General features: G+C 65.1%; 21 protein-coding genes. 11 read left to right on the top strand and 10 right to left on the bottom strand.

Annotated features, from left to right (window positions below; translation table 11 throughout):
• Positions 1 to 122 precede the first annotated feature (122 nt).
• The 6 genes from ACK4FZ_RS16155 to ACK4FZ_RS16130 all read right to left on the bottom strand — a co-directional run bounded on the left by ACK4FZ_RS16155 (position 123) and on the right by ACK4FZ_RS16130 (position 5,637).
• Positions 123 to 491, bottom strand: a complete 369-nt coding sequence (locus ACK4FZ_RS16155) for a rhodanese-like domain-containing protein (RefSeq protein WP_409822630.1) — start codon at positions 489 to 491, stop codon at positions 123 to 125.
• 2 nt (positions 492 to 493) lie between these two features.
• Positions 494 to 1,702: a heme biosynthesis HemY N-terminal domain-containing protein gene (locus ACK4FZ_RS16150; RefSeq protein WP_409822627.1), complete on the bottom strand. Its 1,209-nt coding sequence runs from the start codon at positions 1,700 to 1,702 to the stop codon at positions 494 to 496.
• Between the two features lie 3 nt (positions 1,703 to 1,705).
• A complete protein-coding gene (locus tag ACK4FZ_RS16145) occupies positions 1,706 to 2,731 on the bottom strand; it encodes a uroporphyrinogen-III C-methyltransferase (protein ID WP_409822624.1) in 1,026 nt (341 codons plus the stop codon).
• A 205-nt stretch (positions 2,732 to 2,936) separates the two neighbouring features.
• A complete protein-coding gene (locus ACK4FZ_RS16140; protein ID WP_409822621.1) occupies positions 2,937 to 3,665 on the bottom strand; it encodes a uroporphyrinogen-III synthase in 729 nt (242 codons plus the stop codon).
• Positions 3,666 to 3,668: 3 nt separating this feature from the next.
• The gene (gene hemC, locus ACK4FZ_RS16135) at positions 3,669 to 4,604 is read right to left on the bottom strand and encodes a hydroxymethylbilane synthase (protein ID WP_144370760.1); all 936 of its coding nucleotides are present in this window, start codon (positions 4,602 to 4,604) and stop codon (positions 3,669 to 3,671) included.
• A gap of 139 nt (positions 4,605 to 4,743) precedes the next feature.
• A complete protein-coding gene (locus ACK4FZ_RS16130) occupies positions 4,744 to 5,637 on the bottom strand; it encodes an AEC family transporter (protein ID WP_409822617.1) in 894 nt (297 codons plus the stop codon).
• Positions 5,638 to 5,688: 51 nt separating this feature from the next.
• Here ACK4FZ_RS16130 and ppc point away from each other — a divergent pair, with 51 nt between their 5' ends.
• The 3 genes from ppc to ACK4FZ_RS16115 all read left to right on the top strand — a co-directional run bounded on the left by ppc (position 5,689) and on the right by ACK4FZ_RS16115 (position 9,981).
• Entirely contained in the window at positions 5,689 to 8,397 is a 2,709-nt protein-coding gene (ppc, locus tag ACK4FZ_RS16125; RefSeq protein WP_409822614.1) for a phosphoenolpyruvate carboxylase, read from the top strand.
• Between the two features lie 148 nt (positions 8,398 to 8,545).
• Positions 8,546 to 9,466: an EamA family transporter RarD gene (gene rarD, locus ACK4FZ_RS16120; protein ID WP_409822611.1), complete on the top strand. Its 921-nt coding sequence runs from the start codon at positions 8,546 to 8,548 to the stop codon at positions 9,464 to 9,466.
• A complete protein-coding gene (locus ACK4FZ_RS16115; RefSeq protein WP_409822608.1) occupies positions 9,463 to 9,981 on the top strand; it encodes a hypothetical protein in 519 nt (172 codons plus the stop codon). The genes rarD and ACK4FZ_RS16115 overlap by 4 nt, the downstream gene beginning before the upstream one ends.
• A 27-nt stretch (positions 9,982 to 10,008) precedes the next feature.
• Here ACK4FZ_RS16115 and ACK4FZ_RS16110 read toward each other — a convergent pair whose 3' ends face one another.
• Positions 10,009 to 11,208 (bottom strand): winged helix-turn-helix domain-containing protein, encoded by a 1,200-nt coding sequence (locus ACK4FZ_RS16110; protein WP_409822605.1) that lies wholly within the window; start codon positions 11,206 to 11,208, stop codon positions 10,009 to 10,011.
• A gap of 277 nt (positions 11,209 to 11,485) precedes the next feature.
• On the opposite strand from ACK4FZ_RS16110, the gene ACK4FZ_RS16105 reads away from it, so the two are divergent.
• Positions 11,486 to 13,351, top strand: a complete 1,866-nt coding sequence (locus ACK4FZ_RS16105; protein ID WP_409822602.1) for an ABC transporter ATP-binding protein — start codon at positions 11,486 to 11,488, stop codon at positions 13,349 to 13,351.
• 318 nt (positions 13,352 to 13,669) lie between these two features.
• Positions 13,670 to 15,493 carry a phosphoenolpyruvate carboxykinase (GTP) gene (locus ACK4FZ_RS16100; protein ID WP_409822599.1) on the top strand — a complete coding sequence of 608 codons (1,824 nt, stop codon included), beginning with the start codon at positions 13,670 to 13,672 and terminating at the stop codon, positions 15,491 to 15,493.
• 467 nt (positions 15,494 to 15,960) lie between these two features.
• Here the strand turns inward: ACK4FZ_RS16100 and ACK4FZ_RS16095 are convergent, their stop codons facing one another.
• Complete coding sequence (locus ACK4FZ_RS16095; protein ID WP_409822597.1) at positions 15,961 to 16,935, bottom strand: quinone oxidoreductase family protein; 975 nt, start codon at positions 16,933 to 16,935, stop codon at positions 15,961 to 15,963.
• Positions 16,936 to 17,124: 189 nt separating this feature from the next.
• Between ACK4FZ_RS16095 and ACK4FZ_RS16090 the strand changes: the two genes are divergently transcribed.
• Together ACK4FZ_RS16090 and ACK4FZ_RS16085 are read left to right on the top strand one after the other, a co-directional pair.
• Entirely contained in the window at positions 17,125 to 17,670 is a 546-nt protein-coding gene (locus ACK4FZ_RS16090; protein WP_409822594.1) for a heme NO-binding domain-containing protein, read from the top strand.
• Positions 17,667 to 19,055 (top strand): response regulator, encoded by a 1,389-nt coding sequence (locus ACK4FZ_RS16085; protein WP_409822591.1) that lies wholly within the window; start codon positions 17,667 to 17,669, stop codon positions 19,053 to 19,055. The genes ACK4FZ_RS16090 and ACK4FZ_RS16085 overlap by 4 nt, the downstream gene beginning before the upstream one ends.
• Before the next feature lie 13 nt (positions 19,056 to 19,068).
• Here the strand turns inward: ACK4FZ_RS16085 and ACK4FZ_RS16080 are convergent, their stop codons facing one another.
• Together ACK4FZ_RS16080 and ACK4FZ_RS16075 are read right to left on the bottom strand one after the other, a co-directional pair.
• Positions 19,069 to 19,647 carry a YqiA/YcfP family alpha/beta fold hydrolase gene (locus ACK4FZ_RS16080; protein ID WP_409822588.1) on the bottom strand — a complete coding sequence of 193 codons (579 nt, stop codon included), beginning with the start codon at positions 19,645 to 19,647 and terminating at the stop codon, positions 19,069 to 19,071.
• Between the two features lie 76 nt (positions 19,648 to 19,723).
• Positions 19,724 to 20,479: a substrate-binding periplasmic protein gene (locus tag ACK4FZ_RS16075; protein ID WP_409822585.1), complete on the bottom strand. Its 756-nt coding sequence runs from the start codon at positions 20,477 to 20,479 to the stop codon at positions 19,724 to 19,726.
• 125 nt (positions 20,480 to 20,604) lie between these two features.
• On the opposite strand from ACK4FZ_RS16075, the gene metH reads away from it, so the two are divergent.
• The 4 genes from metH to yedA all read left to right on the top strand — a co-directional run bounded on the left by metH (position 20,605) and on the right by yedA (position 26,850).
• On the top strand, positions 20,605 to 24,333 hold the full coding sequence (metH, locus tag ACK4FZ_RS16070) for a methionine synthase (protein WP_409822581.1): 3,729 nt from the start codon (positions 20,605 to 20,607) through the stop codon (positions 24,331 to 24,333).
• 242 nt (positions 24,334 to 24,575) lie between these two features.
• Positions 24,576 to 25,211, top strand: a complete 636-nt coding sequence (locus tag ACK4FZ_RS16065) for a hypothetical protein (RefSeq protein WP_409822578.1) — start codon at positions 24,576 to 24,578, stop codon at positions 25,209 to 25,211.
• A gap of 142 nt (positions 25,212 to 25,353) precedes the next feature.
• On the top strand, positions 25,354 to 25,866 hold the full coding sequence (locus ACK4FZ_RS16060; RefSeq protein ID WP_409822575.1) for an N-acetyltransferase family protein: 513 nt from the start codon (positions 25,354 to 25,356) through the stop codon (positions 25,864 to 25,866).
• A 102-nt stretch (positions 25,867 to 25,968) separates the two neighbouring features.
• The gene (yedA, locus tag ACK4FZ_RS16055; protein WP_409822573.1) at positions 25,969 to 26,850 is read left to right on the top strand and encodes a drug/metabolite exporter YedA; all 882 of its coding nucleotides are present in this window, start codon (positions 25,969 to 25,971) and stop codon (positions 26,848 to 26,850) included.
• The last annotated feature ends 18 nt before the right edge of the window (positions 26,851 to 26,868 follow it).

Raw genomic sequence — 26,868 nt, 5'->3', positions numbered from 1 at the left:
TTTAATGCGTGTTGTAGCAGGCTCATACAGCAAAAAAGGGAACATGATGAACATGTTCCCTTTTACTGGATTTGCAGTCGCAAGTCTTAACTGACTGGCATTAGCCCGGTTGGGCGGTTTTCTTATTTGACGACGGGCAGCTGGCTGCTGTGGCTGGCTTCTTCCAGCCCGCCCAGGTTTTGCAGCCGGGTATAGCCCAGCTGTTGCAGCGCTTCCAGCGCCAGCGCCGAGCGGCGACCGCTGCGGCAGTACAGGCGGATCGGCGTGTGCTTGTCCGGTACCCGGGCGGCGATTTCCTGTGCGACGCGGTCTACCGGCAGCAGCAGCGCACCTTGCAGATGGCCGCTGGCGTACTCCTCCGCCGTGCGCACGTCGATCAGTACACCCGGCTGGCTGACGGCCGCTGCCGCCTTGACGGGCGGTGTCGCCAGCACAGGCATAGCTGCTGTCAGCAGCAGGCCCAGTGCGGCGGCGCTCAGCAGCGTTTTCATGCTCAGCAGCCCTGGCTCAGCGCGATGTCCAGCGCCAGCGCTTGGTGCTGGGCGGCCTTGTCGGCTTTGTCCAGCTTGCCGAACAGCTTGGATAGCTCGGCGTGGGCGCACAGCGTGGGTTGCAGCGATACGCTGGCTTCCAGATAGCTTTGCGCTTTGCCCCACAGCTGTTCGGCCAGTGCCAGCCGGCCCAACGCCAGCAGCAGCATGTGGTCGCGCGGGCGCGATTTCAGCCAGTTTTCGGCGTCGCGCATCAGCGCCAGGCGGCGCGGGCTATCGATATGCTCGGCCAGCATGCCCAATTCGCGTGCCAGCTCCGGTGTAGCCTGCTCTTCGTCTGCCAACGCTGCTGCAATCAGTTCCGCGGCCAACGGGTAGGTATCCAGCGCGATCAGGTGGCGCGAAATGTCCACCACCAGGTCGGGGTTCTGCTTTTCCACGCCGGGGATGCGTTTCAGCCAGTCGCGCACTTCGCGCTCGCTGCCCAGCCCAACCAGCTGCTGGCGGTAGGCGGCCAGGCGGTAGCGGCGGGCCTGGTCGGCTTCCAGGGCATCGGCCTTCAGCAGCTTTTCGGTGAGTTGCAGCACCTGCTCCGGCTGCTTCAGCAGCAGGCGGATTTTCAGCTCCAGCCGCAGGGCGGAGGTGAGGTTGCTGCTGATGCCGCGGGCGCGTTCGATGGCAGCCAGCGCTTCCAGCGGCTGCTTGGCGTCCATGCGGATCTGGGCTTCCACCATGTGGCGCGCCAGCTGGATGCGTTCCGGCATGCTTTCCAGCCGCGACAGGTAGCCGTCGCGCTTGGCGTTGTCGCCCACGCTGGCGGCGGAGCGGGCCGCGATCATCAGTGCCAGCGCGCGGTTTTCGTCGGCGTACTCGTCGTCGATGGATTTCAGCGCTTCGCGCTCGGCACGCTGGTAGCGGCCTTCAAACATCGAGATGGCGGCCTCGCGCAGCGCATGGCGGGCGGCGCGCAGCTTTTTCTGGCGCTGGAAGGCGCGCACTTCATGCGGCAGGTTGGCCGCAATGCCCAGCAGGCGCAGCACGCCGTAGGCCAGCAGGATCAGCACCACCACGGCGATGATCAGCAGGTTGAACGACACTTCCATGCGGTACGGCGGCACGAACAGGATGGCGTAGCCGGTATTCAGCGTCGACGCCAGGCCAATCAGCACCGCCAGGGCAAACAGCCCGACAATCCAGAACACGAATCTCACGGCTTACTCCACGGTGTTGCCTTGCGCGTCGCGCACGGCTTTCAGGCTGGCAGACAGGTCGGGCAGGCTCACTTCCAGACGCGCTGCGGCCAACTCGGCCAGCGTGGCTTGCCATTTCTGCGTGGCTGGGGCGTCGCGGTCGAAGTAGCGGGCGCCGTACTGGGCGGCGGCAGCCAGGTCGGCCTGGTAGGTGGCGCCGTCGCGTTGGGTCAGCGCCAGGCGCGCATCCAGCAGGCGCAGCTTGATGTTTTCACGCAGGAAGAAGGCCTGCTCCGGCGACAGTAACAGTGCTTCCGGTTTGTCCATGCGGCGGATGCGTACCATCTCGCCCAGGCTCTGCGTCACGTCGGCCAGCAGACGTTCCCACCACGGTGCGCTGGCCGGCAGTGCCGGGCGGGCGCTGGTGGTGGCCAGGCGGTGATGGTCGATTACCAGTGGCAGTGTTTCGGCGCCCAGCATCAGGCTGTCCAGTTTCAGCGTCAGGCCTACGGTGTCGAGATAGGGCAGGGCTTTCAGTGTTTCCAGGTCTTTGGCGACGGCTTTTTTCACCGGAATCAGTGCCGGGTTGTCGAAGCGCGACAGGCGGTTGTCCACCATTTCCAGCGCGGTGATGGCACCGCTGACGTTACCGGCCAGTTGAAGCTGCTGGCTAGCTACGGCTAGCGTGTGTTCTACCTCGGACAGCAGCCAGTCGCTGCGGTTTTTGGTGAGCTCCTGATACATGGCGCCCAGCGTGGCGTACTGACCGGCCGATTCGTTGACGCGTGCTTCCAGCAGCGCCAGCTTGGCTTCGGCGGCGCGGGTAGCAGCGAGTGCCTGTTCGGCTTGGGTCTGGATGGCTTTGGTGCTGCCGCCGTTTTCGGCCAGGCGGGTAGCCAGCGCCTGTTTGGCGTCGTTCAGTTGCTGGCGGCTGTCCAGGTAGTGCCAGCCGGTCACGCCCAGCGCGATCAGGGAAACAATCAGCGCGAGGTTGACGGATTTCTTGGCAGGCAGCGCGCTGCCCTTGTCGACTGGAGTGGCTTCGCTCATGGGATGTCGTGTCACCGCAAGGTTGCCGCATTATGGCGGCAGGGTTGCTGGAGCCGGCGTCAGGCGCCGTAACTTGAAAGGCATTGTAACGTTCTGTCGATGGGGCTGCCAGCCGCTTGACGCCACATGTCGCCTTGCCCGGCAAGGCAAGTGGCCATACAGCATGCCCCGACAGGGATGTCCGGGTAGACCTGGCGCGGGGAGCTCAGTTCGCCAGCATGGCCGCCAGCGCGCCGGCGCTGCCGTCGCACAGCGCCAGGTTGGCCACGCCGTGCTGGCGCAGGCGCAGCGCGATGCGTGGGTGCAGCGTAAAGAACGGCAGGCTGCGCAGCAGCGTAGCCTGCTCGGGGCTGGCCTGGGCAAACAGCGCGTCGGCAATGTCGCTGGAGGTCACCACCAGGCCGGCCAGGCCGCCGCTGCGCAGCAGGGCAATCAGCCGTGCCCAGTCCGGCTGCCGTGGCTCGCGCCGGTAGACGTCGGCGTGGCGCGGTAGCGCACCGCGCGCGGCGAGGGTTTCCCCGAGCTGGGCGCGTCCGTCGTGGCCGCGCACAATCAGGATGCGTTGGCCGGCTACCTGCTGCATCGGCGCCAGTGCCAGCAGCGCGTCGCTGTCGTTGCCATCGTCCGGGTACAGCACGCCGCGGCCACTGACGGCTTGCAGCTTCTGGCCACTGCCGCGGCCAACGGCCGCCAGCTTGACGCCGGGGGGTAGCTTGTCGGCCAGCACCGGCCAGGCGATGTCGATGGCCGACGGGCTGACAAAGACCAGCCAGTGGCTGACGCGCGCCAGCGCCGGCAAGGCGGCCAGGCCGTCGGCGTCGGCCACGGTGTCCAGCACGCAGAACGGCTCGGACGCCACGCCCAGCGACGCCAGCGCCGTCTGCAGGCGGGCAGCCTGGGCCGGCGGGCGCAGCAGCAGCAGGGTGCCGGCCATGGTTTAGCGGTCTGCCTGCTCGGCCACCACCGCTTCGATCAGCTCGGCGGCGTTCTGGTCCAGCAGCTTCTTGGCGACGGCGCGGCCCAGCGCGTCGGCGTATTCGCGCGGTGCGCTGGCGCTGGCGGTCAGCATTTCGGAGCCGTCCGGGTGGGCAACAAAGCCGCCCAGCGTGATCAGGTTGTCGGTAATGGTGGCAAAACCGCCGATCGGAATCTGGCAGCTGCCGCCCAGCACGCGCGAGAACGCGCGTTCGGCGGTGACGCAGGCGTGGGTGTCGGCGTCGTTCAGCGGCGCCAGCAGCGTGTACAGGTCGGCGCGGTCGGCGCGGATTTCAATGCCTAGCGCGCCCTGGCCCACGGCCGGCAGGCTTTCCGACGGCGCCAGCTCCTGGCGGATGCGCTCGCCTAGGCCCAGGCGTTTCAGGCCGGCGGCGGCCAGGATGATGGCGTCGAACTCGCCGTCGTCCAGCTTGCGCAGGCGGGTTTGCACGTTGCCGCGCAGCGGCTTGATCACCAGGTGCGGAAAGCGGGCGCGCAGTTGCGATTCGCGGCGCAGGCTGGAAGTGCCCACCACGGCGCCGTGCGGCAGCTCGTGCAGGCTGGCGTAGCGGTTGGATACCAGCGCGTCGCGCGGGTCTTCGCGTTCGCAGATGGCGGCCAGGGCAAAGCCTTCCGGCAGGTTCATCGGCACGTCCTTGATGGAGTGCACGGCGATGTCGGCGCGGCCTTCTTGCAGGGCCAGCTCCAGCTCTTTCACGAACAGGCCCTTGCCGCCGATTTTGGACAGCGTTTTGTCGAGGATCTGGTCGCCCTGGGTGGTCATGCCCAGGATCTCCACCGTGAGCTGCGGGTACAGCGCCTCGAGGCGGGCTTTGATGTGTTCGGCCTGCCACATGGCGAGTTTGCTTTCGCGGCTGGCGATGACGAGCTTGTTCATGAACGGGTCCTGCACGAAGAAAAGGATGGCCGGCATTCTAGCACGCACACGGCGGCCAACCTTGATACAGGGCAGGGTGTGTGTAGCTGCAACATTACCTTGTAGTTTAACTACACGGTACGCCGCTTTTGCGGCAGGATTACAGCAATAAAACCAGCAGTAGCGGCATGGTCAGCATGGCCGCCAGCGTCGAGGTGGTCACCACTGCGGCGGCCAGTTCGCCGTCGCCTTGCATGCGCACGGCCAGGATGTAGGCCGAGGTGGCGGTGGGCAGCATGCTCATCACCAGCGCGGCCTGGCGATAAATACCGCTGACGCCCAGCAGGCCGGTGGCCAGCACGGCGATGGCCGGCAACAGCAGCAGCTTGATGGCGTTCCAGTACAGCAAGGGGCCGGCGTGGCGGCGCAACACGGCAAAGCGCAGCCCGGCGCCCACGGTAATCAGCCCCAGCGGCAGCGCCGCTGCGGCAAGGTGGTCGATGGCGGCAAACAGTGGCCCGGGGATGGACAGACCGCTGAGGTTGGCCGCCAGCCCGCTGCAGATGCCCCAGATGATGGGGTTGCGCAGCAGCTCGTACAGCATGCCGCGCTCGCTGCCGTGCGCCAGCTGGCCCACCGCCATCACGTTGACTACCGGCACCATGCTGCCGCACAGCAGCGCGATGGTGGCAATGCCCGGCTCGCCGGCCAGCGTGCCCATGACCGCAAAGCCAACATAGGTGTTGAAGCGGTAGGCGCCCTGGTTGCCGGCGGCAAAGCTGGGCTGCGGCAGCCGGAACAGCGGCTTGGCCGCGCTGCCCAGCACAAAGGCACAGGCGGTAAACAGCAAGCCTGCGGCCAACATCGGCAGGCTGGCGGCCAGGTCCAGCTGCGCCCGCGCCAGCGCGCGGAATAGCAGTGGCGGGAACAGTACGAAGTAAACGAATTTCTCGGCCTCGCCCCAGAACGCCGGCGCCAGCCAGCCGCTGCGCCGCAGCGCGAAGCCGAACAGGATGAGCAGGAAATCGGGAATGAGGATCAGGGCGGTGTCCATGCCGGCCATCTTCGCAGTGTTTGTCACAATAAAATATTAGGGAAATAGCGTATGAGCGATCAGGACAAGGATTTACCGCTGCGTGAAGACCTGGCACGGCTTAACCGCCTGCTGGAAGCGCTGCTGCTGGAACAGGAAGGCGCCGAGGTGGTGGACGAGATCCGCGCCATCCCCAGCGGTGCCCAGCGCCACGACGCCGCCGCCGACGCGCTGGTGGAGCGGCTGTCACCGGCCACCACCACGGCACTGGTGCGCGCCTGTGGTTTGTATTCGCAGCTGTTCAATATTGCCGAAGACCTGCACCACGCCCGCCGCCGCCGCGCCCACCAGCGTGCCGGCAGCGCCCCGCAGCGTGGCAGCCTGTCGCGTGCGCTCACCAGCCTGCACGATAGCGGCGTGGACTTTGCCAGCCTGAACGCTGCGCTACAAGAAGCCAGCGTCAGCGCCGTGCTCACCGCCCATCCCACCGAAGTGCAGCGCCAGAGCGTGCTGGACGGCCACCGTGCGGTGCGCAAGTTCTTGCAGCAGCTGTCGTCACCCGACATCACCCCGGAAGAAGAAGCCGAAGTCGAGGCCAAGCTGCAGCGCGTCATCCACACGCTGTGGCAAACCACCGAAATTCGCCCGTTCAAGATGACGGTGGCCGACGAGATCGAAAACGGCGTCGCCTACCACCCGCTGTCGTTCTTCCAGGCCATTCCCGCGCTGTATGAGCGCCTGGGCCGCCAGATGCGCGAGCTGTGGGGCCAGGACGCGGCGATACCGTCCTTCCTGCGCGTCGGCAGCTGGATTGGCGGCGACCGCGACGGCAACCCCAATGTGGACGCCAGCGTGCTGCGCCACGCCATTACCCGCCAGGCCGAGGTGGCGTTCAAGCACTACTTCTACGAGCTGGCCGGCCTGTACCGCGAGCTGTCGCTGTCGTCGCGCCACATCCGCGTGTCGCCCGCTGTGGCCGCGTTGGCCGCCGCTTCGCCCGATAGCGCCATCAGCCGCCGCGAAGAGCCGTACCGTCTGGCGCTGGCCACCATCGAAGGCCGCCTGTCGGCCACTGCGGCCAACCTGGGCCTGCCGCTGCGCGGCCGCTGGACCGCCGGCGACGCCTACCCCGACACCGACGCGCTGCAGGCCGATCTGGCCGCGCTGCGCGACTCGCTGGCCGCCAACGGCAGCGCCTTGCTGGTGTACGGCCGGCTGGGCAAGCTGGCGCGCGCGGTGGACGTGTTCGGCTTCTACCTGATGCCGCTGGACCTGCGCCAGCACGCCGAAAAACACGCCGCCGTGGTGGGCGAGCTGTTCGCCCACGCCAACCTGGAGCACTACGCCGCGCTGGACGAAGCCGCCCGCGTGCGCGTGCTGCTGCGCGAGCTGGCCACGCCGCGTCTGCTGTACTCGCCGTTCCTCAGCTACAGCGCCGACAGCGAAAAAGAGCTGGCCATCTTCCGCGAGGCGGCCCGCGTACAGCAGCAGTTCGGCCAGGGCGCCATCGCCCAATGCATCATTTCCAACTGCGCCAGCGTGTCCGACATCCTGGCGCTGGCGCTGCTGGCCAAGGAAAGCGGCCTGCTGCGGCTGGACGGCGGCGTGCCGGCCATCAGCCTGAACCTGGTGCCGCTGTTCGAAACCATTGCCGACCTGGACGCCGCCGCCGGCATCATGCAGCAGCTGTTTGCGCTGCCTTGGTACCAGCAGCTGCTGAAGAGCCGCAACGGCGTGCAGGAAGTGATGCTGGGCTACTCCGACAGCAACAAGGACGGCGGCTACCTCACCAGCCAGTGGGAGCTGTACCAGGCCGAGCAGCGCCTGGTGCGCGTGTTCGACGCCGCCGGCGTCAAGATGCGCCTGTTCCACGGCCGGGGCGGTTCGGTTGGCCGCGGCGGTGGCCCGTCGTACGAAGCCATCATGGCGCAGCCGGCCGGCACCGTGGTGGGCCGCATCCGCATTACCGAGCAGGGCGAGATCATCACCGCCAAGTTTGCCGACCCGGACAACGCCACCCGCAACCTGGAAGCGCTGGTGGCCGCCACGCTGGAAGCCACCCTCAGCCAGGGCAGCCAGCAGGATACCGACGAGAGCGTGCTGGCCGAGCTGTCCGGCCACGCCTACCGTACCTACCGTGCGCTGGTGGAATCGGACGGCTTCATGCAGTACTTCATGGAAGCCACGCCGATCAGCGCCATCGCCAAACTCAACATCGGCAGCCGCCCGGCCTCGCGCAAGGCGCTGGCCAGCATCAAAGACCTGCGCGCCATTCCGTGGGTGTTCTCGTGGTCGCAATCGCGGGTGATGCTGCCGGGCTGGTACGGCTTTGGCAGCGCGGTGTCGGCCTTCCTGGCCGCACACGGTAACGACGCCGGCTTGGCCCAGTTGCAGGCGCTGTACCGCCAGTCGCCGTTCTTCCAGGTGATGCTGTCCAATATGGAACAGGTACTGGCCAAGGCCGACCTGCAGATCGCGCGCCGCTACGCCGCGCTGGTGGGCGACGCGGCGCTGGCCGACCGCCTGTTCGGCGGCCTGCAGGCCGAGTTCGACAAGACGCTGGCCGCGTTCTTCGCCATCACCGGTCAGGACAAGCTGCTGCAGGGCAACCCCACGCTGGCGCGCAGCCTGGATACCCGCCTGCCCTACCTGGACGCGCTGAACCTGCTGCAGGTGAAACTGCTGCAGCGCCTGCGCCAGGAGCCGGACGACGAGGCAGCGCTGTACGCCATCCACCTCACCATCAACGGCATCTCCGCCGGCCTGCGCAACAGCGGCTAAGGTTGGCCGCAGGGCAAGAGCAAGCCGGTCCGCGTGTGCGGGCCGGCTTGTTATGTACTGGCCTGCCAGGTATGAGTGGCTGTAGCGGCTAGCTGGCCGCAGGCCGTCATTTGCGGCACTATCACCGGGTATTCACTCGGGATTCGATATGACCACCCCTCAGGCGCCGTCCGGGCGCGGTATTGCGCTGTCGATCAGCGCGTCACTGCTGTTTTCGCTGTTGCCGGCTTACGTTACCCAGCTGCGGCCGCTGGATGGCCTGGGCATCTTTGCCTGGCGTGTCCTGTGCACGCTGCCGGGTGTGTTGCTGATCGTGCTGCTTACCGGCAAGCGCCAGGCGTTTGCCGACAGCTGGCAGCGCATGTGGCGGCAGCCGTCGTTGCTGGCCGCCGTGGCTGGCATGGCCGCGCTGATGGGCGTGCAGCTGTGGCTGTTCCTGTGGGCGCCGCTGCACGGCCAGGTGATGGCGGTATCGATGGGTTACTTCCTGTCGCCGCTGGTGATGGTGCTGGTGGGCCGCCTGCTGTACGGCGAACGGCTGTACCGGCTACAGGCCATTGCCGTGGGCCTGGCCATGCTGGGGGTGCTGCACGAGCTGTGGCTGACGCGGGCCATCGCCTGGCCCACGCTGCTGGTGGTGTTGGGCTACCCGCCGTATTTCGTGCTGCGACGCAAGAGCGGGCTGGACCCGGTGTGCGGCTTTGCGCTGGAAATGGCGCTGATGTTCCCGGTGGCGCTGGCCATGCTGCTATGGCTGGGGCCGGCTGGCTGGGGCGTGCTGGACGAGGCGCGCTTTTGGTGGCTGTTGCCCGGCCTGGGCCTGCTCAGTTCGGTGGCCCTGCTGTGCAATATTGCCGCCAGCCACTTGCTGCCGATGGGGCTGTGGGGCTTGCTGGGCTATGTGGAGCCGGCGCTGCTGTTCGTGCTGGCCATCACCGTGCTGGGCGAGCCGCTGGGCGCGGACGGGCTGCTCACCTACGGGCCGATCTGGGGCGCCATCGTACTGACTGGCATCCATACCCTGCGCCAGCAACGCAAGCTGGCGCTGTCTGCCAGGAGTGAAGCATGAAACGGATTTTGCTGGCGCTGGCCACGGTGGCCACAACCTTGGCCGCCACCGCGCAAACCACGATGTCGGTACCGGTGCGCCAGGGCTGGTTTGACGGCCAGCCGGTGTGGTACCTCACCACCGACGCCTCGCGCGCCGACGCCGCCATCGACAACGCGGCCAACCTGGTGCCCCGCTTGGCCAATGCGCTGCCCTTGAGCCGGCAGGCGCCCAACCCGCGCTCGGTGCTGGACCGCATCTACAAGTTTGCCGCCCAGCCCAGCGTGTTGCCGTCGGTGCCGCAGCCTGTGGGCGCGGCCAACCGTGATGCGGCCTACTCGCCGCTATGGGACGTGATCATGGTGCACTGGCAGCCGGGCCGTAGCGTGCGCGAGTTGCGTTCGGTGGACGAGGTGCTGGCGGCAGAGGATGCCGGCGACGTGCGGCTGCAGCCGCTGGAGCTGGTGGTGAATTGCCCGGTGCTGCAGGTTGGCCGCCAGGCGCTGCCGGGGGTGACGCCGCTGCCACCGCCATGACGTGCCTGTTGCTGGCGCTGGCAGGTATCAGGTCTGCCAGCCGTCCGGTACCCGGCCAAAGCGTAATTGCGGCGTGCCGTGCCAGTCGGCGCACTGCTGTAGCGCCTTCAGAATGTCCTGCTGCAGGCGCTTGCCCGGCTTGATGCCTGGCTCCAGGTACAGCGCCTTTACCTCGAACACGCCTTGCGCACGGTGCGCCTTGGCGTCCAGCCGCCCCACCAGTTGGCCGCGCACCAGCAGCGGCAGCACGAAGTAGCCGTACTGGCGCTTGGGCGCCGGGGTATAGCACTCGATGCGGTAGTCGAAGCCGAACAGCTGGCTGGCGCGCGCGCGGTGCCACACCACCGGGTCGAACGGCGACAGCACGCTGCAGGCGCTGGCTTTCAGCTGGCCGCCTGCGGCCAACCTGAGTGCGTCTTGCAGGCTGTGGTACACGTAGCTGTCGCCCTTCAGTCCTTCTACCTGTACCGGCAGCAGTTCGCCGCTGTCGATCAGTGGCGTCAGCTCGGCAGCGCTGACCTTGCCGCGCAGCCGGTAGTAGTCGCCCACCCAGCCGGCTTGCACTAGGCCCAGCGCGCGGCAGCTGGCGCGGATCATGTCGTGGCGGGCGGCAGCCGGCGCGGGCAGGTGCTGCGCGTCGTCCCAGTGCGGCAGCACGCGCTCGGCCAGGTCGTACACGCGCTGGAAGTTTTCACGTTCACGCACCATCAGTTGGCCGCTGGTGAATAGCACCTCCAGGTGGCGTTTTTCCGGTTTCCAGTCCCACCAGCCATTGCCCTTGCCGCCCTGGCGCGCAAAGTCGCGCGAGCGTACCGGGCCGTGCTGGCGGATGTGCGCCAGCATCCGTTCGATGTCAGCGTGGTGCTGCTGCATCCAGCGTACCGAGTACTTCCAGCCCATGGCCGCCGGGTCCAGCATGCGGTGGCGCAGCAGGCGGTAGTCTTCCACCGGTACGAAGCAGGCCTCGTGCGCCCAGTACTCGAACAGCGCGCCGTCGGCCAGCAGGCTGTCCAGCCAGGCCGGGTCGTAGTGGCCCAGGCGGCTGTACAGCACCAGGTAGGGGCTGCGCGCCACCACGCTGATGGTGTCGATCTGCAGCAGCGCCATGCGGCGGATGGCGGCCAGTACGTCGTCGCGGGTGGCCTTGCGGCGCGGCGGGGTGAGCAGGCCCTGGGCGGCGAGGTGCAGCGCGCGGGCGTCGGCAAGCGACAGGTGGGGAATGGTCATGGCAATAAAATGACAGCGTGAACAGTGTGTACAGCATAGCCGTTCGCCAGCCGGCGCGGGCTGCGGGTAGAATGCCGGCGGCCCTGTCTTCACGGGCAGTTTCCCGCATGGCATGCTTTGTGCCATGGTGTGGATGCGGCAGCTGCGTGGCTGCCGTGTCTTTGTTCTTTAGGCGACGCTGTGCCGGCGACGAATGCCGGCGCGTGACGCAATGTGGGCCTGTGGCCCGTAAACCTGAACCGTAGCGGCCACCCCGCAACGGCAAGGAGCGATCTTTATGTTGTTTTCCTGGTTTGAACGCCGGGTAGATGCCTACCCGGATACCCCGCCCCCGCAACCCCCGAAGGGGTTTTTCCCGTTTGTCTGGTCGGCCACCGCCGGCATGCGCGGCCTGATCCTGGCCATGGCGCTGCTGACGGCGGCGATCGGTGCCTTTGAAGCGCTGCTGTTTTCCATGCTGGGCTCGATTGTGGACTGGCTCAGCCACGTGCCGCCGGCGCAGCTGTGGGACAAGGAGCGCGACAACCTGCTGCTCTTGGGCGCCATCCTGCTGGCCAGCCCGCTGCTGATTGCGCTGCAGGCCATGGCCAAGTACCAAGGCCTGTTCGGCAACTTCCCGATGCGCCTGCGCTGGCATTTTCACCGCCACCTGCTCAACCAGAGCATGGCGTTTTATCAGGACGAGTTTGCCGGCCGCGTGTCGGCCAAGGTGATGCAAACCGCGCTGGCGGTGCGCGACACGGTGCTGATCATCACCGACATCATGGTGTTCGTGGTGATCTACTTCATCACCATGGTGGCGGTGGTGGGCAGCTTCGACGCGGTGCTGCTGTGGCCGTTCCTGGCCTGGCTGGCGCTGTACGTGCTGACGCTGCGTTTCTTCGTGCCGCGCCTGGGCAAGGCCGCCAGCGAGCAGGCCGACGCGCGCAGCCTGATGACCGGGCGCATTACCGACGCCTACACCAATATCGCCACCGTCAAACTGTTCTCGCAGGGTAACCACGAGGCACGCTTTGCCAAGGGCGCGATGCAGGAGTTCATGCACACCGCCTACCGCCAGATGCGGCTGGTGAGCGGCTTCGAGATTGTTAACCACATCCTCAGCATGGGCCTGATTGCCAGCACCGCCGGTGCCACGCTGTGGCTGTGGAGCCAGGGCGAGGTGGGCGTGGGGGCAGTCGCCGCCGCTACCGCCATGGCGCTGCGCCTGAACGGCGTGTCGCACTGGATCATGTGGGAGATGTCCAGCCTGTTCGAGAACATCGGCACGGTGCAGGACGGCATTACCACGCTGTCGCGCCCGATTGCCATCCACGACGCGCCGGGCGCGCGCCCGCTGCAGGTTGGCCGCGGCGAGCTGCGTTTCGACAACGTGCGCTTCAGCTACGGCGGCGAAAAAGTGGTGATCGACGGTCTGAACCTCACCATCCGCCCCGGCGAGAAGATCGGCCTGGTTGGCCGCAGCGGCGCCGGCAAGTCCACCATCGTCAACCTGCTGCTGCGGTTTTACGAGCTGGAAAGCGGCCGCATCCTGATTGACGGCCAGGACATCCGCCAGGTGACGCAGGACAGCCTGCGCGCGCAGGTGGGCATGGTGACGCAGGACACCTCGCTGCTGCACCGCTCGGTGCGCGACAACCTGTGTTACGGCCGCATGGACGCCAGCGACGCCGACATGATCGCGGCAGCGCAGAAGGCCGAGGCACACGAGTTCATCCTGCAGCTGACCGACCCCAAGGGCCGCACCGGCTACGACGCCCACGTCGGCGAGCGCGGCGTCAAGCTGTCCGGCGGCCAGCGCCAGCGCGTGGCCATCGCCCGCGTGATGCTGAAGGACGCGCCTATCCTGCTGCTGGACGAAGCCACCAGCGCGCTGGACTCGGAAGTAGAAGCCGCCATCCAGAGCAGCCTGTACCGGCTGATGGAAGGCAAGACCGTGGTGGCCATCGCCCACCGCCTGTCCACCATCGCCGCCATGGACCGGCTGATCGTGCTGGACAAGGGCCGGGTGGTGGAAGAGGGCAGCCACGAGCAGCTGCTGGCCAGGGGCGGCCTGTACGCCCGGCTGTGGGCGCACCAGAGCGGCGGTTTCCTCGGCGAGGAGATCGACCCCGACGAAGAAGCCGCGCTGGCGGCCGGCTAAGGTTGGCCGCAGGCTGACGACAGCCCCCTTCTACGGAAGGGGGCTTTTTCTTGCGGCGGGTGTGGCGCAATAAAGTAGTGATGGCACTACGCCTTGCTATCGATCAGCCAGCAGTTTGCGATCTTTACGCAACAAAAAGGCGTGACGCATCCCTAAATTGTGATGGCGTTTGCGTTAAAACAGACAGGGTTGTACCTCATTGACTACAGCTGCGCGATAATGCCGCAGCCCCCTCAGGGCGGCCTACCAGACCCGCCCGGCCTTCGGGACGGGGGCGGGTTTTGTCGGCTGCTCTGCCCAACTCATGACGAGGTAGACATGACCCTGCAAGCCCCAAGCTTTGTTCGCCACCAGAAACTGATCGACTGGGTAGCCGAAGTGGCCGCCCTCACCAAACCGGCTGCCATCCACTGGGTAGACGGCTCCGAAGCGGAAAACCAGCAGCTGCTGGCCAAGATGGTGGCCGCCGGCACCCTGACCGCGCTGAACCCGGAAAAACGCCCCAACTCCTACGCCGCCTTCTCCGACCCGTCCGACGTGGCCCGCGTGGAAGACCGCACCTTTGTGTGCAGCGCCCGCCGCGAAGACGCCGGCCCCAACAACAACTGGATGGACCCGGCCGAAATGCGCAGCACGCTGCACGGCCTGTTCGACGGCTGCATGGCCGGCCGCACCCTGTACGTGATTCCGTTCAGCATGGGCCCGCTGGGCTCGCCGATTGCGCATGTGGGCATCGAGCTGACCGACTCGCCGTACGTGGTGGCCTCGATGCGCATCATGACCCGCATGGGCCGCAATGTGTACGAAGTGCTGGGCGAAGACGGCCCGTTTGTGCCCTGCGTGCACTCGGTGGGCGCACCGTTGGCCGCAGGCGAGGCCGACAAGCCGTGGCCGTGCAACCCGGACACCAAGTACATCGTGCATTACCCGGAAACCCGCGAGATCTGGTCGTATGGTTCCGGCTACGGCGGCAACGCGCTGCTGGGCAAGAAGTGCTTCGCGCTGCGCATCGCCTCCACCATGGGCCGCGACCAGGGCTGGCTGGCCGAACACATGCTGATCCTGGGCGTGGAAAGCCCGCAAGGCGACAAGCGCTACGTGGCCGCCGCCTTCCCCAGCGCCTGTGGCAAGACCAACTTCGCGATGCTGATTCCGCCGAAAACCTACGACGGCTGGAAAGTCACCACCGTGGGCGACGACATCGCCTGGATCAAACCGGGTGCCGACGGCCAGCTGTACGCCATCAACCCGGAAAACGGCTACTTCGGCGTGGCGCCGGGCACCTCGGTGAAATCCAACCCCAACGCCATGGCGATGCTGAACGAAGGCGTGATCTTCACTAATGTGGCGCTGACCGACGACGGCGACGTGTGGTGGGAAGGCATGAGCAAGGACATCCCGGCACACCTGACCGACTGGCAGGGCAAGGACTGGACGCCGGAGATTGCCAAGGAAACCGGCCGCAAGGCGGCGCACCCTAACGCGCGCTTTACCGTGCCGGCGGCCAAGTGCCCGTCGCTGGACCCGGCGTGGAACGACCCGGCCGGCGTGCCGATCTCGGCTTTCATCTTCGGTGGCCGTCGCTCGTCCACCGTGCCGCTGGTGTTTGAAGCCGCCAGCTGGGAAGACGGCGTGTACATGGCTGCCACCATGGGTTCGGAAACCACCGCGGCGGCGTTTGGCGCGCAGGGCGTGGTACGCCGCGACCCGTTCGCCATGCTGCCGTTCTGCGGCTACCACATGGGCGACTACTTCCAGCACTGGCTGGGTATGGCCGACAAGGTGAGCAAGCTGCCGCGCATCTTCTGCGTCAACTGGTTCCGTACCGACGCCGACGGCAAGTTCATCTGGCCGGGTTTTGGCGACAACATGCGCGTGCTGGAATGGATTGTCGGTCGCGTACAAGGCACCGCCCAGGCCGAAGACAGCCCTCTGGGCAAGGTGCCGGCCTATGCGCACCTGAACTGGACCGGTCTGGACAGCTTTACCGAGCAGCACTTCCAGCAGCTGATGGTGCTGGACGAGGCCGCCTGGCGTCAGGAACTGGCTGCCCACGACGAGTGGTTTGCCAAACTGGCCGACGCCCTGCCGGCCAGCCTGGCCGCCCGCCGCAGCAAGCTGGCCGAGGCGCTGGGGGTGTAAACCCGGTATGCGAGTAAGACAAAGCCTGCCGCATGGCATGATGCCATTCGGTTGGGCGAATATGCTTGGCCGTCAAGTAGAAGGGCGTGAGTGTAGCGCCCCATCCCGTTGGCGCGAGCCGGGCAAAATGGTGCGCCCCAGGTTTTAAGACGCCGATTTGTTTGAGCCCCGAGCCGTTAGCGAGGGGCGAGTTCGGCGGCGCCTGGGGCGTGCCATTTTGAACGGGGTTTCGAGCAGCCCCGGGTTGCGGGGGAATGAAAAGGGGGCGGCAATCCGCCCCCTTTCCCGTCTGCCGGGCGGAACCGGCATCTAGATTATTGTCCGCATCGCGGACACAACAGCACTCCTGAACGCAGCAAACCCCAAGCCAAAAAGACGCCAGTCAGCATTAACTGACCGGCATTAGCCGCATGGCAGGCTTTTTTCATGCTGCGTGCGGCCAACCTTGCCGGCTTGGCCGCACCTTATTACGGCAGCAGGATCAGCGAGCCGGTGGTGCGGCGCGCTTCCAGGTCGCGGTGCGCTTGCGCGGCGTCGGCCAGCGCGTAGCGCGCCGACGGCTGCACCTTCACCGTACCGTTGGCCACCTGTTCGAACACCGCGCCGGCCAGCGCTTCCAGCTCGGCGCGGGTGGCAATGTAGTCGTGCAGGCGCGGGCGGGTAAAGAACAGCGAGCCTTTCTGCGCCAGCAGCAGCGGCGAAAAGTCCGGCACTGCCCCGCTGGCGTTGCCAAAGCTGACCAGCATGCCGCGCGGCGCCAGGCTGTTCAGCGACATCTCGAAGGTGTCCTTGCCGACACTGTCGTACACCACCGGCACGCCAGCGCCGCCGGTCAGTTCACGCACGCGTGCCGGCACGTCTTCTTCGCGGTAGTTGATGACGTGGGCGCAGCCCAATGCGCGCGCCAGCGCGGCTTTGTCGGCGCTGCCCACGGTGCCGATCACCGTCACGCCCAGCGCCGACAGCCATTGCACCGCAATCTGGCCTACGCCGCCGGCAGCAGCGTGCCACAGCACGGTCTGGCCCGGTTGTACACGGTAGGTATGCAGGATCAGGTAGGCAACGGTCATGCCCTGCAGCATCAGGCAGGCGGCGGTGTCGTCGCTGACGCTGTCCGGCAGTGTCACCAGGTGTTGCGCCGGTATCACCCGCTGCTGGCTGTAGGCACCCAGCGGGCCACCGGCGTAGGCGACGCGGTCGCCCACAGCCACGTGGCCGACGCCTTCGCCCACCGCCAGCACCACGCCGGCGGCTTCGCTACCCAGACCGGATGGCAGCGGCAACGGGTACAGGCCGCTGCGGTGATAGGTGTCGATGAAGTTGACGCCGATGGCAGTGTGTCGCAACAGCACCTCGCCGGGACCGGGTTGGCCGCAATCGACGTGTTCGGTTTGCAATACGTCAGGGCCGCCGCTAATGTCAAATCGTACGCGCAAATTCATGGTCTTCCTTATCGAATGTATCGCCAAATACTGCGGCACTTGCCATCACTACGGTGCCGTTGCTTACCCCGCATTGTGCAGGGCTATTTGGCGCCGGTTGCGAGTGGTACTGCTGTGCCGATAGTGCATCAAAGTGGTTTGCCGCAGGATAAACAGATTGTTCAGTGCGGTTCCTGAAAGGGGAGGCATATGAAAGGTGTGGTGTTTACCGAATTTCTCGGCTTGGTGGAGCAGAAGTTTTCTGCCGACATGGTGGACGACATCATCGACGATGCCGATCTGCCGCATGGCGGGGCCTATACCGCGGTGGGGACCTACCCGTTTCCGGAGATGGTCAGCCTGATCGTAGCGCTGTCCAAGCGTAGCGGTATCGAGGTGCCGGTGCTGATCCACGCCTTCGGCCAGTACCTGTTTGGCCGCTTCTTCGTGCTGTACCCCGCTTTCATCAACGCTTGCGACAGCACTATCCAGCTGGTCAGCCACATCGAGCAGGTTATCCATACCGAAGTGCGCAAGCTATACCCCGATGCCGAGCTACCGTCGTTTGAGGTGGAATCGCATACCGCGCAACGTCTGGCGGTGGTGTACCGTTCGCCGCGTTGCTTGGCCGACCTGGCAGTGGGGCTGATCGATGGTGCCATAGCGCATTATGGCGAGCAGGGGCGTGTCCGCCTGCTGCGTGAGCCGCTGGACGCTGATGGCAAGGTGGTGCGTTTTGTGCTGGAAAAAACATGAGCGACGAAGACATCATCCAGCGCCTGGAGAAGCGGCTGGCGCGTGAGAAGGCTGCCCGCCAGGAGGCCGAACGCCTGTTGGAAGCCAAAAGCCTGGAACTTTATACCGCTAATTGCGAACTGGCCGCAGCGGCGCACCTGCTGGAGGAAAAGGTCGCCGAGCGTACGCTGGAGCTAAGCCAAGCACTGGCGCTGGCCGAGGCTGGCATGCGTGCCAAGACTGAATTTCTGGCAGTGATGAGCCACGAGCTGCGTACCCCGATGAATGGTGTGATGGGCATGGCAGAGCTGCTCTCTGGTACGCCGCTATCGGCTGCACAGCATGATCTGTTGCAGACATTGCAGCAAAGCGCCGAAGCACAAATGGTGTTGATCAACGATATCTTGGACTTGTCCAGTATTGAAAACGGTAATCTCAGCCTGCGTCGCGACATGGTAGACATGCTGGCGTTGCTGGACGGTGTCGCGGCGCAATACCGCACTCGCGCTAATGCCAAGGGCCTGAGCTTGTGGCTTGACCGCCCTGAGGCGCTGCCATGGCTGCGCGGCGACGCCGACCGCATCCGCCAGGTGCTGGGTAATCTGTTGTCCAATGCGCTGAAGTTCACCGAGGAGGGCCAGATCAGCTTGCAGGTATCGCTGCAGAAGCAGCAGGATGGCCATGCCTGCTGGCAAGTAGCGGTACGTGATACCGGCATCGGCATGAGCTTGGCGCAGCAAGGGCGGCTGTTCCGCGCTTTCGAGATGGCCGACAGTTCGGCTACACGCCGACATGGCGGTACCGGGGTAGGCTTGGCCATCAGCCGGCGGTTGGCGCTGGCGATGAGTGGCGATATCCACGTGCAGAGTCAACCCGGCGCCGGGAGCTGTTTTACTTTCAGCTGGCGTGCCGAAACAGTCGCGGCACCCGTATTGGCGGGCGCTATCACGCAAGATGTGAGCTTGCCCGAGGCGGCACGTACCCTGCGCGTGCTGGTAGCAGAGGATAATCCGATCAACCAGAAGCTGATCGTGAAGATGCTACAGCGCCTGGGGCTTAGCCGCCTGACGCTCGCCGACGATGGCGTGCAGGCGTTGCAGCAGATGCGCCAGGGTAATGTCGATCTGGTGCTGATTGATATGCAGATGCCCAATATGAGCGGCGTGGAAGCCACCGAGGCCATACGGGGGCATGACCTGCCGGCACAGCCTGACATCGTGGCGCTGACTGCCAATGCTTTTGACGAAGATCGTCAGGCTTGCCTGGCGGCCGGTATGGATGACTTTCTGACCAAGCCGATACGGCTGGAACTGTTGGCGACTGTACTCTGCCATGCAGCCCGTGGTGATTACGCCATGTTGCGAGACCGTGAAGCCTTGACCTTGCAGGTTTCGGGCCCGGCCTGAGCATGGCCCAGTACTATATCGTTGGCTGTCGCCCCGGTATTGTCAGCAGCTGTCCCAGGCATTGTGGCCAACCTTGCAGCCGGTGGTCGTCACCGTTCAGCACCGTGGTGGCCGCGCCGCGGTAGTAGCGTACCGCCTGGCGCCAGTCCAGCACTTCATCTGCCGTTCCCAGCACCAGCCAGTAGTTGGCCGCCGTCAGCCGCGGTGGCCGCAGCGCCAGCAGCTCGTCCATGTGTTGCCAGCCCAGCGTGTAGTGCTCGCCGGTGTACGGGTTGTGCAGCGGGCCGATGAAGCGCGCCAGGTCGTCTTCCGGGCGGATGGCTGGGTTGATCAGCACCGCCGGCAGGGCAAAGCGTTCTGCCAGCCAGGTGGCGTAATAGCCGCCCAGCGAGCTGCCGATCAGCACCACCGGCTGCGTCAGGCCGGCGATGTACTCAGTCATCTGTGCTATCGCCTGCGCCGGGTAGGGCGATAGCTGCGGGCTGTCGAAGGTAGCCTCTGGTGCGATGGCGTGCAGGTAGGCAGCGGTTTCACGAGCCTTGAGTGATTGTGGGCCGGACTGGAAGCCGTGCAGGTACAGGTAGTGGGTCATGGCTTGGGCTTTGCAAACGCAACACGCCGTCAGCATAGCCATGCCGGACGGCGCGTCAAGGTCGTGGCGGCAGATGCTAGCGGGTTTTCCAGCGGTAGCGCTGCAGGATACGGTTAAGTTCGCCTTGCTTTTCCAACTGGGCGATGCCCTCATTCAGCACGGCAACGCTGTATTTGCCGCCCGGTGCCACCGCACATTTTGTTGGCATCACCGATACCACCCACGGTTGCATACGTAGCTGCTGGCCAGCTTGCGGGTTTTGCTTGACCCAGGCAGCCAACTCCAGCTCCGAACTGACCACCGCGTCGGCCATGCCCAGCCCCAGCGCCTTCAGGCTGGAATCCAGATGCGGATGGTTGGCCCGCTCCGCACGCTGGCTTTGCCAAAGCGGCTCCAGCGTGGGGTAGTGGTAGCCGCGGATGACGCCGATGCGCAGCGCGGCAAGCTCGTCGCTGCTATTGATGGTACGCGGGTGGGTTTTGAGGGTAACGATGCGTTCGATCTGCGGGTAAAAGTCGCGGGTCCAGCCATAACGGCTGCTGTTGGCAAACCAGGCCGGGTTAGAGTTGCAGATCAGGTCTACCTTGCCGCTTTGTAGCGCTGGCTCTACCCGGTTACGCGACAATACGGTAAAGCTGGCGCGGGTGGACAGCGCACGGGCTAGTGCGTCACCCAAGTCCTTGGACAGGCCACTGGCCAGCTGGCGTTGAGCATTCAGCACCACAATGGGCGCAGCGTCTGACTCTGCCACGCCTATGCGTAGTGGTGGTGTCGCATGGACGGTACCGCAGCACGCAACCAGCAGGTAGCCAAGGCGTTGTGCAGTAGACATATTCGGCTCCCCGGGCAATGTTATGCCCTCTTGTTCTAAAGGATGGTCGGTTGAGGCCGGAAGGCGATGATAAGATGAGGCTTTGCCTTCACCGTCTGTCTGTTTACAGAAAAGCCACACTCAACATGCCAAAGCCGACTTCTCACCCTGTTTACGACCTGCTTGCCCGCCGCATCCTCATTCTGGATGGTGGCATGGGGACCATGATTCAGCAGTACAAGCTGACCGAGGCACAGTACCGGGGTGAACGGTTTGCCAACTGGCCGGTGGACCTCAAGGGCAATAACGACCTGTTGGTACTGACCCAGCCGCAGATCATTGCCGAGATTCACCAAGCATACCTTGATGCTGGTGCCGATATTATCGAAACCAACAGCTTCAACGCTACTGCCATCGCCATGGCCGACTACGACATGCAGTCGCTGGTGTGGGAGCTGAACTTTGCCGCCGCCAAGCTGGTAAAAGACCTGTGCGTAGCGCAGACTGCCGCCACCCCCGACAAACCGCGCTTCTGTGCCGGCGTGCTGGGCCCCACCAGCCGCACCTGTAGCATCAGCCCGGACGTAAACGACCCCGGCTACCGCAACGTTACCTTTGACGAGCTGGTAGACACCTACACCACCGCCATCGACGGCCTGGTGCAGGGCGGCGCCGACTTCCTGCTGGTGGAAACCATTTTCGACACCCTGAACGCCAAGGCGGCGGTGTTTGCCATCCACCAGTACTTCGACACGCGGCCAACCGTGCCCCGCTTGCCGATCATGATTTCCGGTACCATCACCGACCAGTCCGGCCGCACGCTGACCGGCCAGACCACCGAAGCCTTCTATAACAGCCTGTCGCACGCCGACGCGCTGAGCTTCGGCCTGAACTGTGCGCTGGGGCCGGACCTGCTGCGCCCGTACGTGGAAGAGATGTCGCGCATCGCCAACAGCTTCGTGTCGGTACACGCCAACGCCGGCCTGCCCAACCCGCTGGCGCCCACCGGCTACGACCTGTTGCCGGAAGACATGGCGCCGCAGATCCGCGAATGGGCCGAGTCGGGCTTGGTCAACATCATCGGCGGCTGTTGCGGCACCACGCCGGGCCACATCAAGGCCATCTACGAGGCGGTGAAAGACCTGCCGCCGCGCCCGCTGCCGCAGATCGAGCCCAAGTGCCGCTTGTCCGGCCTGGAGCCTTTCAACATCGGCGACAAGGACCTGTTCGTCAACGTCGGCGAACGTACCAACGTGACCGGTTCGCGCGCGTTTGCCAAGCTCATCCTCAACGGTGACTACGCCACGGCGCTGGACGTGGCGCGCCAGCAGGTAGAAAACGGCGCCCAGATCATCGACATCAACATGGATGAGGGCATGCTGGACGCCAAGGCGGCCATGGTGCGCTTTCTCAACCTGATCGCCGCCGAACCCGACATCGCGCGGGTGCCGATCATGATCGACAGCTCGAAATGGGATGTGATCGAAGCCGGCCTCAAGTGCATCCAGGGCAAGGGCATCGTCAACTCCATCTCGCTGAAAGAGGGCAAGGACAAGTTTGTCGAGCAGGCGCGCCTGCTGCGCCGCTACGGCGCGGCGGTGATCGTGATGGCCTTCGACGAAGCCGGCCAGGCCGACACCTTCGCCCGCAAGGTGGAAATCTGCGAGAAGAGCTACCGCGTGCTGGTAGACGAAGTGGGCTACCCGCCGGAAGACATCATTTTCGACCCCAACATCTTTGCCGTGGCCACCGGTATCGAGGAACACGCCCGCTACGGCCTGGACTTCATCGAGGCCACCGGCTGGATCAAGCAGCATCTGCCGCACGCCAAGATCTCCGGCGGCGTGTCCAACGTGTCGTTCAGCTTCCGCGGCAACAACAAGGTACGCGAGGCCATCCACGCCGTGTTCCTGTACCACGCCATCCAGCGCGGCATGACCATGGGTATCGTCAACGCCGGCGCGCTGGAGGTGTACGACGAGGTAGACCCGGTGCTGCGCGAGCGCATCGAGGACGTGGTGCTGATGCGTGGCGACGATGCCATGGCGGCCACCGAGGCGCTGATCGCGCTGGCGGAAAGCTTCCGTGGCGACGCCAAGGAAGCCAAGGGTGAAGACCTGGCCTGGCGCAGCCAACCGGTAGAAAAACGGCTGGAATACGCGCTGGTGAAGGGCATCACCACCTTCATCGTCGAAGACACCGAAGAGGTGCGCCTGAAGTGCGAGCGCCCGATCCACGTGATCGAAGGCCCGCTGATGGACGGCATGAACGTGGTGGGCGACCTGTTTGGCGCCGGCAAGATGTTCCTGCCGCAGGTGGTGAAATCTGCCCGCGTGATGAAGGCCGCGGTGGCGCACCTGGAGCCGTTCATCGAGGAAGAAAAAATCCGCATGGGCCTGCAGGACGCGCCGGCCAAGGGCGTGATCATCATGGCCACGGTGAAGGGCGACGTGCACGATATCGGCAAGAACATTGTCGGCGTGGTGCTGCGCTGTAACAACTACAAGGTGATCGACCTGGGCGTGATGGTGCCGTGCCAGACCATTCTGGACGCCGCCCGCGAACACAAGGCCGACATCATCGGCCTGTCCGGCCTGATTACCCCCAGCCTGGAAGAAATGGCGCACGTGGCGAAAGAAATGCAGCGCCAGGGCTTCGACATCCCGCTGCTGATCGGTGGCGCCACCACCAGCCGCGTGCACACCGCGGTGAAGATCGCCCCGCACTACAGCGGCCCGGTGATTTACGTGCCGGACGCCAGCCGTGCCGTCGGGGTGTGTTCCAACCTGCTGTCCGACACCTTGCGCGACGGTTTCGTGCAGGAAGTGGCCGACGACTACGCCAAGGCGCGTGCCATTTTTGAAGGCCGTGGCGACGCCAAGCTGCTGCCGCTGGCCAAGGCGCGCGAGGCGCGTCACCGCATCGACTGGGCCGGCTACGTGCCGCCGGCGCCGAAGTGGCAGGGTGTGCGCCGCTTCGAGCGCTACGACCTGGCCGAGATCGCCCGCTTCATCGACTGGACGCCGTTTTTCCAGAGCTGGGAGCTGGCCGGCCGCTTCCCGGCCATTCTGGACGACGAGATTGTCGGCGAATCCGCCCGCGGCCTGTGGGCCGACGCGCAGACCATGCTGCAGCAGATCATCGACGAGAAATGGCTGCAGGCCAACGCGGTGATCGGCCTGTTCCCGGCGCGTAGCGTGGACGTGGACGATATCGAAATCCTGTCGCCGGACAACGGCGCACCGCTGATGACCTGGGTAGGCCTGCGCCAGCAGCTGGAAAAAGCCACCAAGGACGGCTCGGCGGCCAACCCCGACTGGGCGCTGGCCGATTTCATCGCCCCTGCCGACAGTGGCGTGCAGGACTACATCGGCGCCTTTGCCGTCACCGCCGGTCTGGGCATCGACCCCCACGTGGCGCGCTTCGAGGCTGCCAACGACGACTACAGCGCCATCCTGCTCAAGGCACTGGCCGACCGCCTGGCCGAAGCCTTTGCCGAGCTGATGCACCACCGCGTGCGCACCGAGTTCTGGGGCTACGCCGCCGGTGAAGACCTGGACAACGAGGCGCTGATCGACGAGCAGTACGTCGGTATCCGTCCGGCGCCGGGCTACCCGGCCTGCCCGGACCACACTGTGAAGCGCGAGCTGTTCGAGCTGTTGAACGCGCCGGCCATCGGCATGACGCTGACCGAGGGCTACGCCATGCTGCCGACGGCGGCGGTGTCCGGCTTCTACTTCAGCCACCCCGACAGCCGCTACTTCGGCGTGGGCAAAATTGCCCGCGACCAGGTGGAGAGCTACGCTACCCGGCGTGGCGTTAGCGTGGCGCAGGCCGAGCGCGACCTGGCGCCCAACCTGGGTTACAACGCGTAAAGCCTGCGGCCAACGTTGGCTGCAACCGGTATTCATCCCCTCTGTCGCTGGCGGCAGGGGGGATTTTTACTGTCAGGCCGTTTGGGTAGCAGCATGGTTTGCATTATCGAATGTGCTGTTAGCCTGATAGTTAGGCCACGATATGCAGCATGGCTGACCGTCTGCGCTGTATAGAACCCTGCCCGTCATGCCATCCCGAATACAGCAGCCCCGCCGGGGCTGCCTGTTCACGGGAGCGCATCATGGACGAATTACTGGGGGTGATTTCGGCAGAAGGCTATGTCTGCAAGATCTGGCAGGACGCCAGCGACCGCGTCTACTTCATGGCCGACGCCGATATCGATGCCGATGGCGCCAACGGCCAGCACGGGTCGCTGGCGGCCTACCGCGAGGATGACCAAGGCCTGGAGTCGCTGGCCAACGGCGGCATGCGCCGCATCAATGGCAAGGTGATCTGCCTGCACGAGTGGGCGCGCGATATCGTGATTCTGGATAACGACAACGAACCGCGGGTGTTGCCCGACGGCACCATTCCGTCGATGACCTGGTACCGCCACCCCGGCATGGCGGCGGATGACCCGGCGGCGTATGTCGATGCCGCCACCGAGCCTTACATCGTGGTGCCGCCGCTGGTGATCCAGCGCACCAAGGGCGTGGTGCGCGGTTGTCTGGCGCGGGTAACCTGGCAGGGCAAGAGCGTGGACTGCGTGGTGGCAGACCGCGGCCCGAGCAACCGGGTGGGCGAGCTGAGCGTGGCGGCGGCGATGATGCTGGGCATTCCGGCCAGCCCGCGCCACGGCGGCCTCACCAAACCGCAGGTGCTGTACGAGCTGTGGCCGGGCATTCCGGCGCCGGGCTATGTGTTACAGCCGGCTTAAGCATTGCTTATCAGTACCGCTAATGATCGACGCGTTTTTCTTGTTGGTCAGTGGATGCAGATCTGTCCTATGATATTGCCATTCTATATGTCGCCCTATCCTTTGGTTGCCAACGCGGCCGCTGTGATAGGGCGATTGCTGTATGCAGCCTCGGCTGTGGCCGCTTAAATTTGTATTTCGGAGCGTTACGAATACCAGCATGTTTGCCTTTCGTCCTTTATTGCCGGTTGATCAGCCCGGTTTGCATACGTGGTGGACGCTGAGTACCTGGCCTCATCCTGATGCTGGGCCGCCTGCGTGTACGGCCTTGGTCGATGACTGGGGTTCGCCATTTGATCTGGGGCTGGTGGCACAGAAGGCCGGCCGTGACGTTGGCGCAGGCTGGTTGCGCTTGTTGCCGGAAAGTATTGGCCTGGCTTTTGTCGATATCTTTACGCCGCAATTACGTATGGCACTGCTGCCGGATGTGCGCGGCAAGGGCTTGGGCCGTCAGTTGCTGAATACGCTGTTACACCGTGCGGCCAACCAGGGGTATAGCCAGGTGTCGCTGGCCGTGCATCCGGACAGCCCAGCCTTGCGTTTTTATCAGCAACAGGGCTTTCGTACCGTAGGCTTGCGTCAACATCATCATGTGATGGTGACCACGCTGGCCTGAGACCAAGCCAGAAGTACAGGCTGCTGAACAGCGTTTTCTGCTGTGGCATCTTGTTTTTGTCATGGGCTGCAGGCAAGGTCACAGCCTTGACTGGAACCCGCCATGACCGACTCTTCCCACCAGCTAAAGCTGTTTGCTGCTTTCTTTGCCCTGTACGTGATCTGGGGCTCTACCTACTTTGCCATCCGTATCGGTGTCGAATACTGGCCGCCGTTCATGATGGCCGGCGTGCGCTTTCTGGCCGCCGGCAGCCTGATGTACGCCTGGCTGCGCTGGCGTGGCGAGGCCAACCCTACATGGCAGGAGCTGCGTAGCTGCGCCATCCTCGGCGTGCTGATGCCGGCCATCGGCAACGGCTTTGTCACGCTGGCCGAGAAGGACGTGTCGTCCGGCGTGGCGGCACTGGTGGTGGCCACGGTGCCGCTGTTCGCCACCCTGTTTGCCCGTTTCTTTGGCCACGTGCCGCGCAAGATGGAAGTGGCCGGCATTCTGCTGGGCATTGTCGGCATGGTGGTATTGAACATGGGGGCCAACCTGCAGGCGTCGCCGGCTGGCGCCGCCGCGCTGCTGTTTGCCTCTGCCGGCTGGGCGTTCGGCTCGGCGTGGAGCAAGCACCTGGTGCAACCCAAAGGTCTGATGTCCAGTGCGGTAATGATGATCTGTGGCGGTTTGGCACTGCTGCTGGGCAGTGCCGCCGCCGGTGAGCAGCTGGCGGCCAACCCGCCACTGGCCGGCTGGCTGGCAGTGGCCTACCTGGCGTTTTTTGGTTCCATGGTGGCGTATACCGCCTACCTGTTCCTGCTGAAGAACGTCAGCGCCGCGGCGGCCACCAGCTACGCCTACGTCAACCCGGTGATCGCCGTCCTGCTGGGTGTCTGGCTGCTGGACGAGCACGTCGGCCTGCACGAAATGGGGGCGATGGCCATCATTATCCTGGCGGTAGTGCTGATCGGCTGGCGCCCCAAGGCCCGTCGCGACGGCTGATACCTGTCGCGCTTATGC

This window comes from Vogesella sp. (assembly GCF_046297735.1).
Lineage (GTDB): Bacteria > Pseudomonadota > Gammaproteobacteria > Burkholderiales > Chromobacteriaceae > Vogesella > Vogesella urethralis.
Note: the sequence above shows the minus strand (reverse complement) of the source record. Positions and strands in the feature narration are given on the sequence as shown.

Coding starts and splice junctions, on each gene's coding strand:
- ACK4FZ_RS16130 (WP_409822617.1), bottom strand. CDS start 5,637: ATGGACACCGCCCTGATCCTCATTCCCGATTTCCTGCTCATCCTGTTC.
- ACK4FZ_RS16145 (WP_409822624.1), bottom strand. CDS start 2,731: ATGAGCGAAGCCACTCCAGTCGACAAGGGCAGCGCGCTGCCTGCCAAG.
- ACK4FZ_RS16095 (WP_409822597.1), bottom strand. CDS start 16,935: ATGAATTTGCGCGTACGATTTGACATTAGCGGCGGCCCTGACGTATTG.
- ACK4FZ_RS16080 (WP_409822588.1), bottom strand. CDS start 19,647: ATGACCCACTACCTGTACCTGCACGGCTTCCAGTCCGGCCCACAATCA.
- ACK4FZ_RS16085 (WP_409822591.1), top strand. CDS start 17,667: ATGAGCGACGAAGACATCATCCAGCGCCTGGAGAAGCGGCTGGCGCGT.
- hemC (WP_144370760.1), bottom strand. CDS start 4,604: ATGAACAAGCTCGTCATCGCCAGCCGCGAAAGCAAACTCGCCATGTGG.
- ACK4FZ_RS16075 (WP_409822585.1), bottom strand. CDS start 20,479: ATGTCTACTGCACAACGCCTTGGCTACCTGCTGGTTGCGTGCTGCGGT.
- ACK4FZ_RS16065 (WP_409822578.1), top strand. CDS start 24,576: ATGGACGAATTACTGGGGGTGATTTCGGCAGAAGGCTATGTCTGCAAG.
- ACK4FZ_RS16100 (WP_409822599.1), top strand. CDS start 13,670: ATGACCCTGCAAGCCCCAAGCTTTGTTCGCCACCAGAAACTGATCGAC.
- ACK4FZ_RS16110 (WP_409822605.1), bottom strand. CDS start 11,208: ATGACCATTCCCCACCTGTCGCTTGCCGACGCCCGCGCGCTGCACCTC.
- ACK4FZ_RS16060 (WP_409822575.1), top strand. CDS start 25,354: ATGCAGCCTCGGCTGTGGCCGCTTAAATTTGTATTTCGGAGCGTTACG.
- rarD (WP_409822611.1), top strand. CDS start 8,546: ATGACCACCCCTCAGGCGCCGTCCGGGCGCGGTATTGCGCTGTCGATC.
- ACK4FZ_RS16140 (WP_409822621.1), bottom strand. CDS start 3,665: ATGGCCGGCACCCTGCTGCTGCTGCGCCCGCCGGCCCAGGCTGCCCGC.
- ACK4FZ_RS16105 (WP_409822602.1), top strand. CDS start 11,486: ATGTTGTTTTCCTGGTTTGAACGCCGGGTAGATGCCTACCCGGATACC.
- metH (WP_409822581.1), top strand. CDS start 20,605: ATGCCAAAGCCGACTTCTCACCCTGTTTACGACCTGCTTGCCCGCCGC.
- ACK4FZ_RS16090 (WP_409822594.1), top strand. CDS start 17,125: ATGAAAGGTGTGGTGTTTACCGAATTTCTCGGCTTGGTGGAGCAGAAG.
- ACK4FZ_RS16155 (WP_409822630.1), bottom strand. CDS start 491: ATGAAAACGCTGCTGAGCGCCGCCGCACTGGGCCTGCTGCTGACAGCA.
- yedA (WP_409822573.1), top strand. CDS start 25,969: ATGACCGACTCTTCCCACCAGCTAAAGCTGTTTGCTGCTTTCTTTGCC.
- ppc (WP_409822614.1), top strand. CDS start 5,689: ATGAGCGATCAGGACAAGGATTTACCGCTGCGTGAAGACCTGGCACGG.
- ACK4FZ_RS16115 (WP_409822608.1), top strand. CDS start 9,463: ATGAAACGGATTTTGCTGGCGCTGGCCACGGTGGCCACAACCTTGGCC.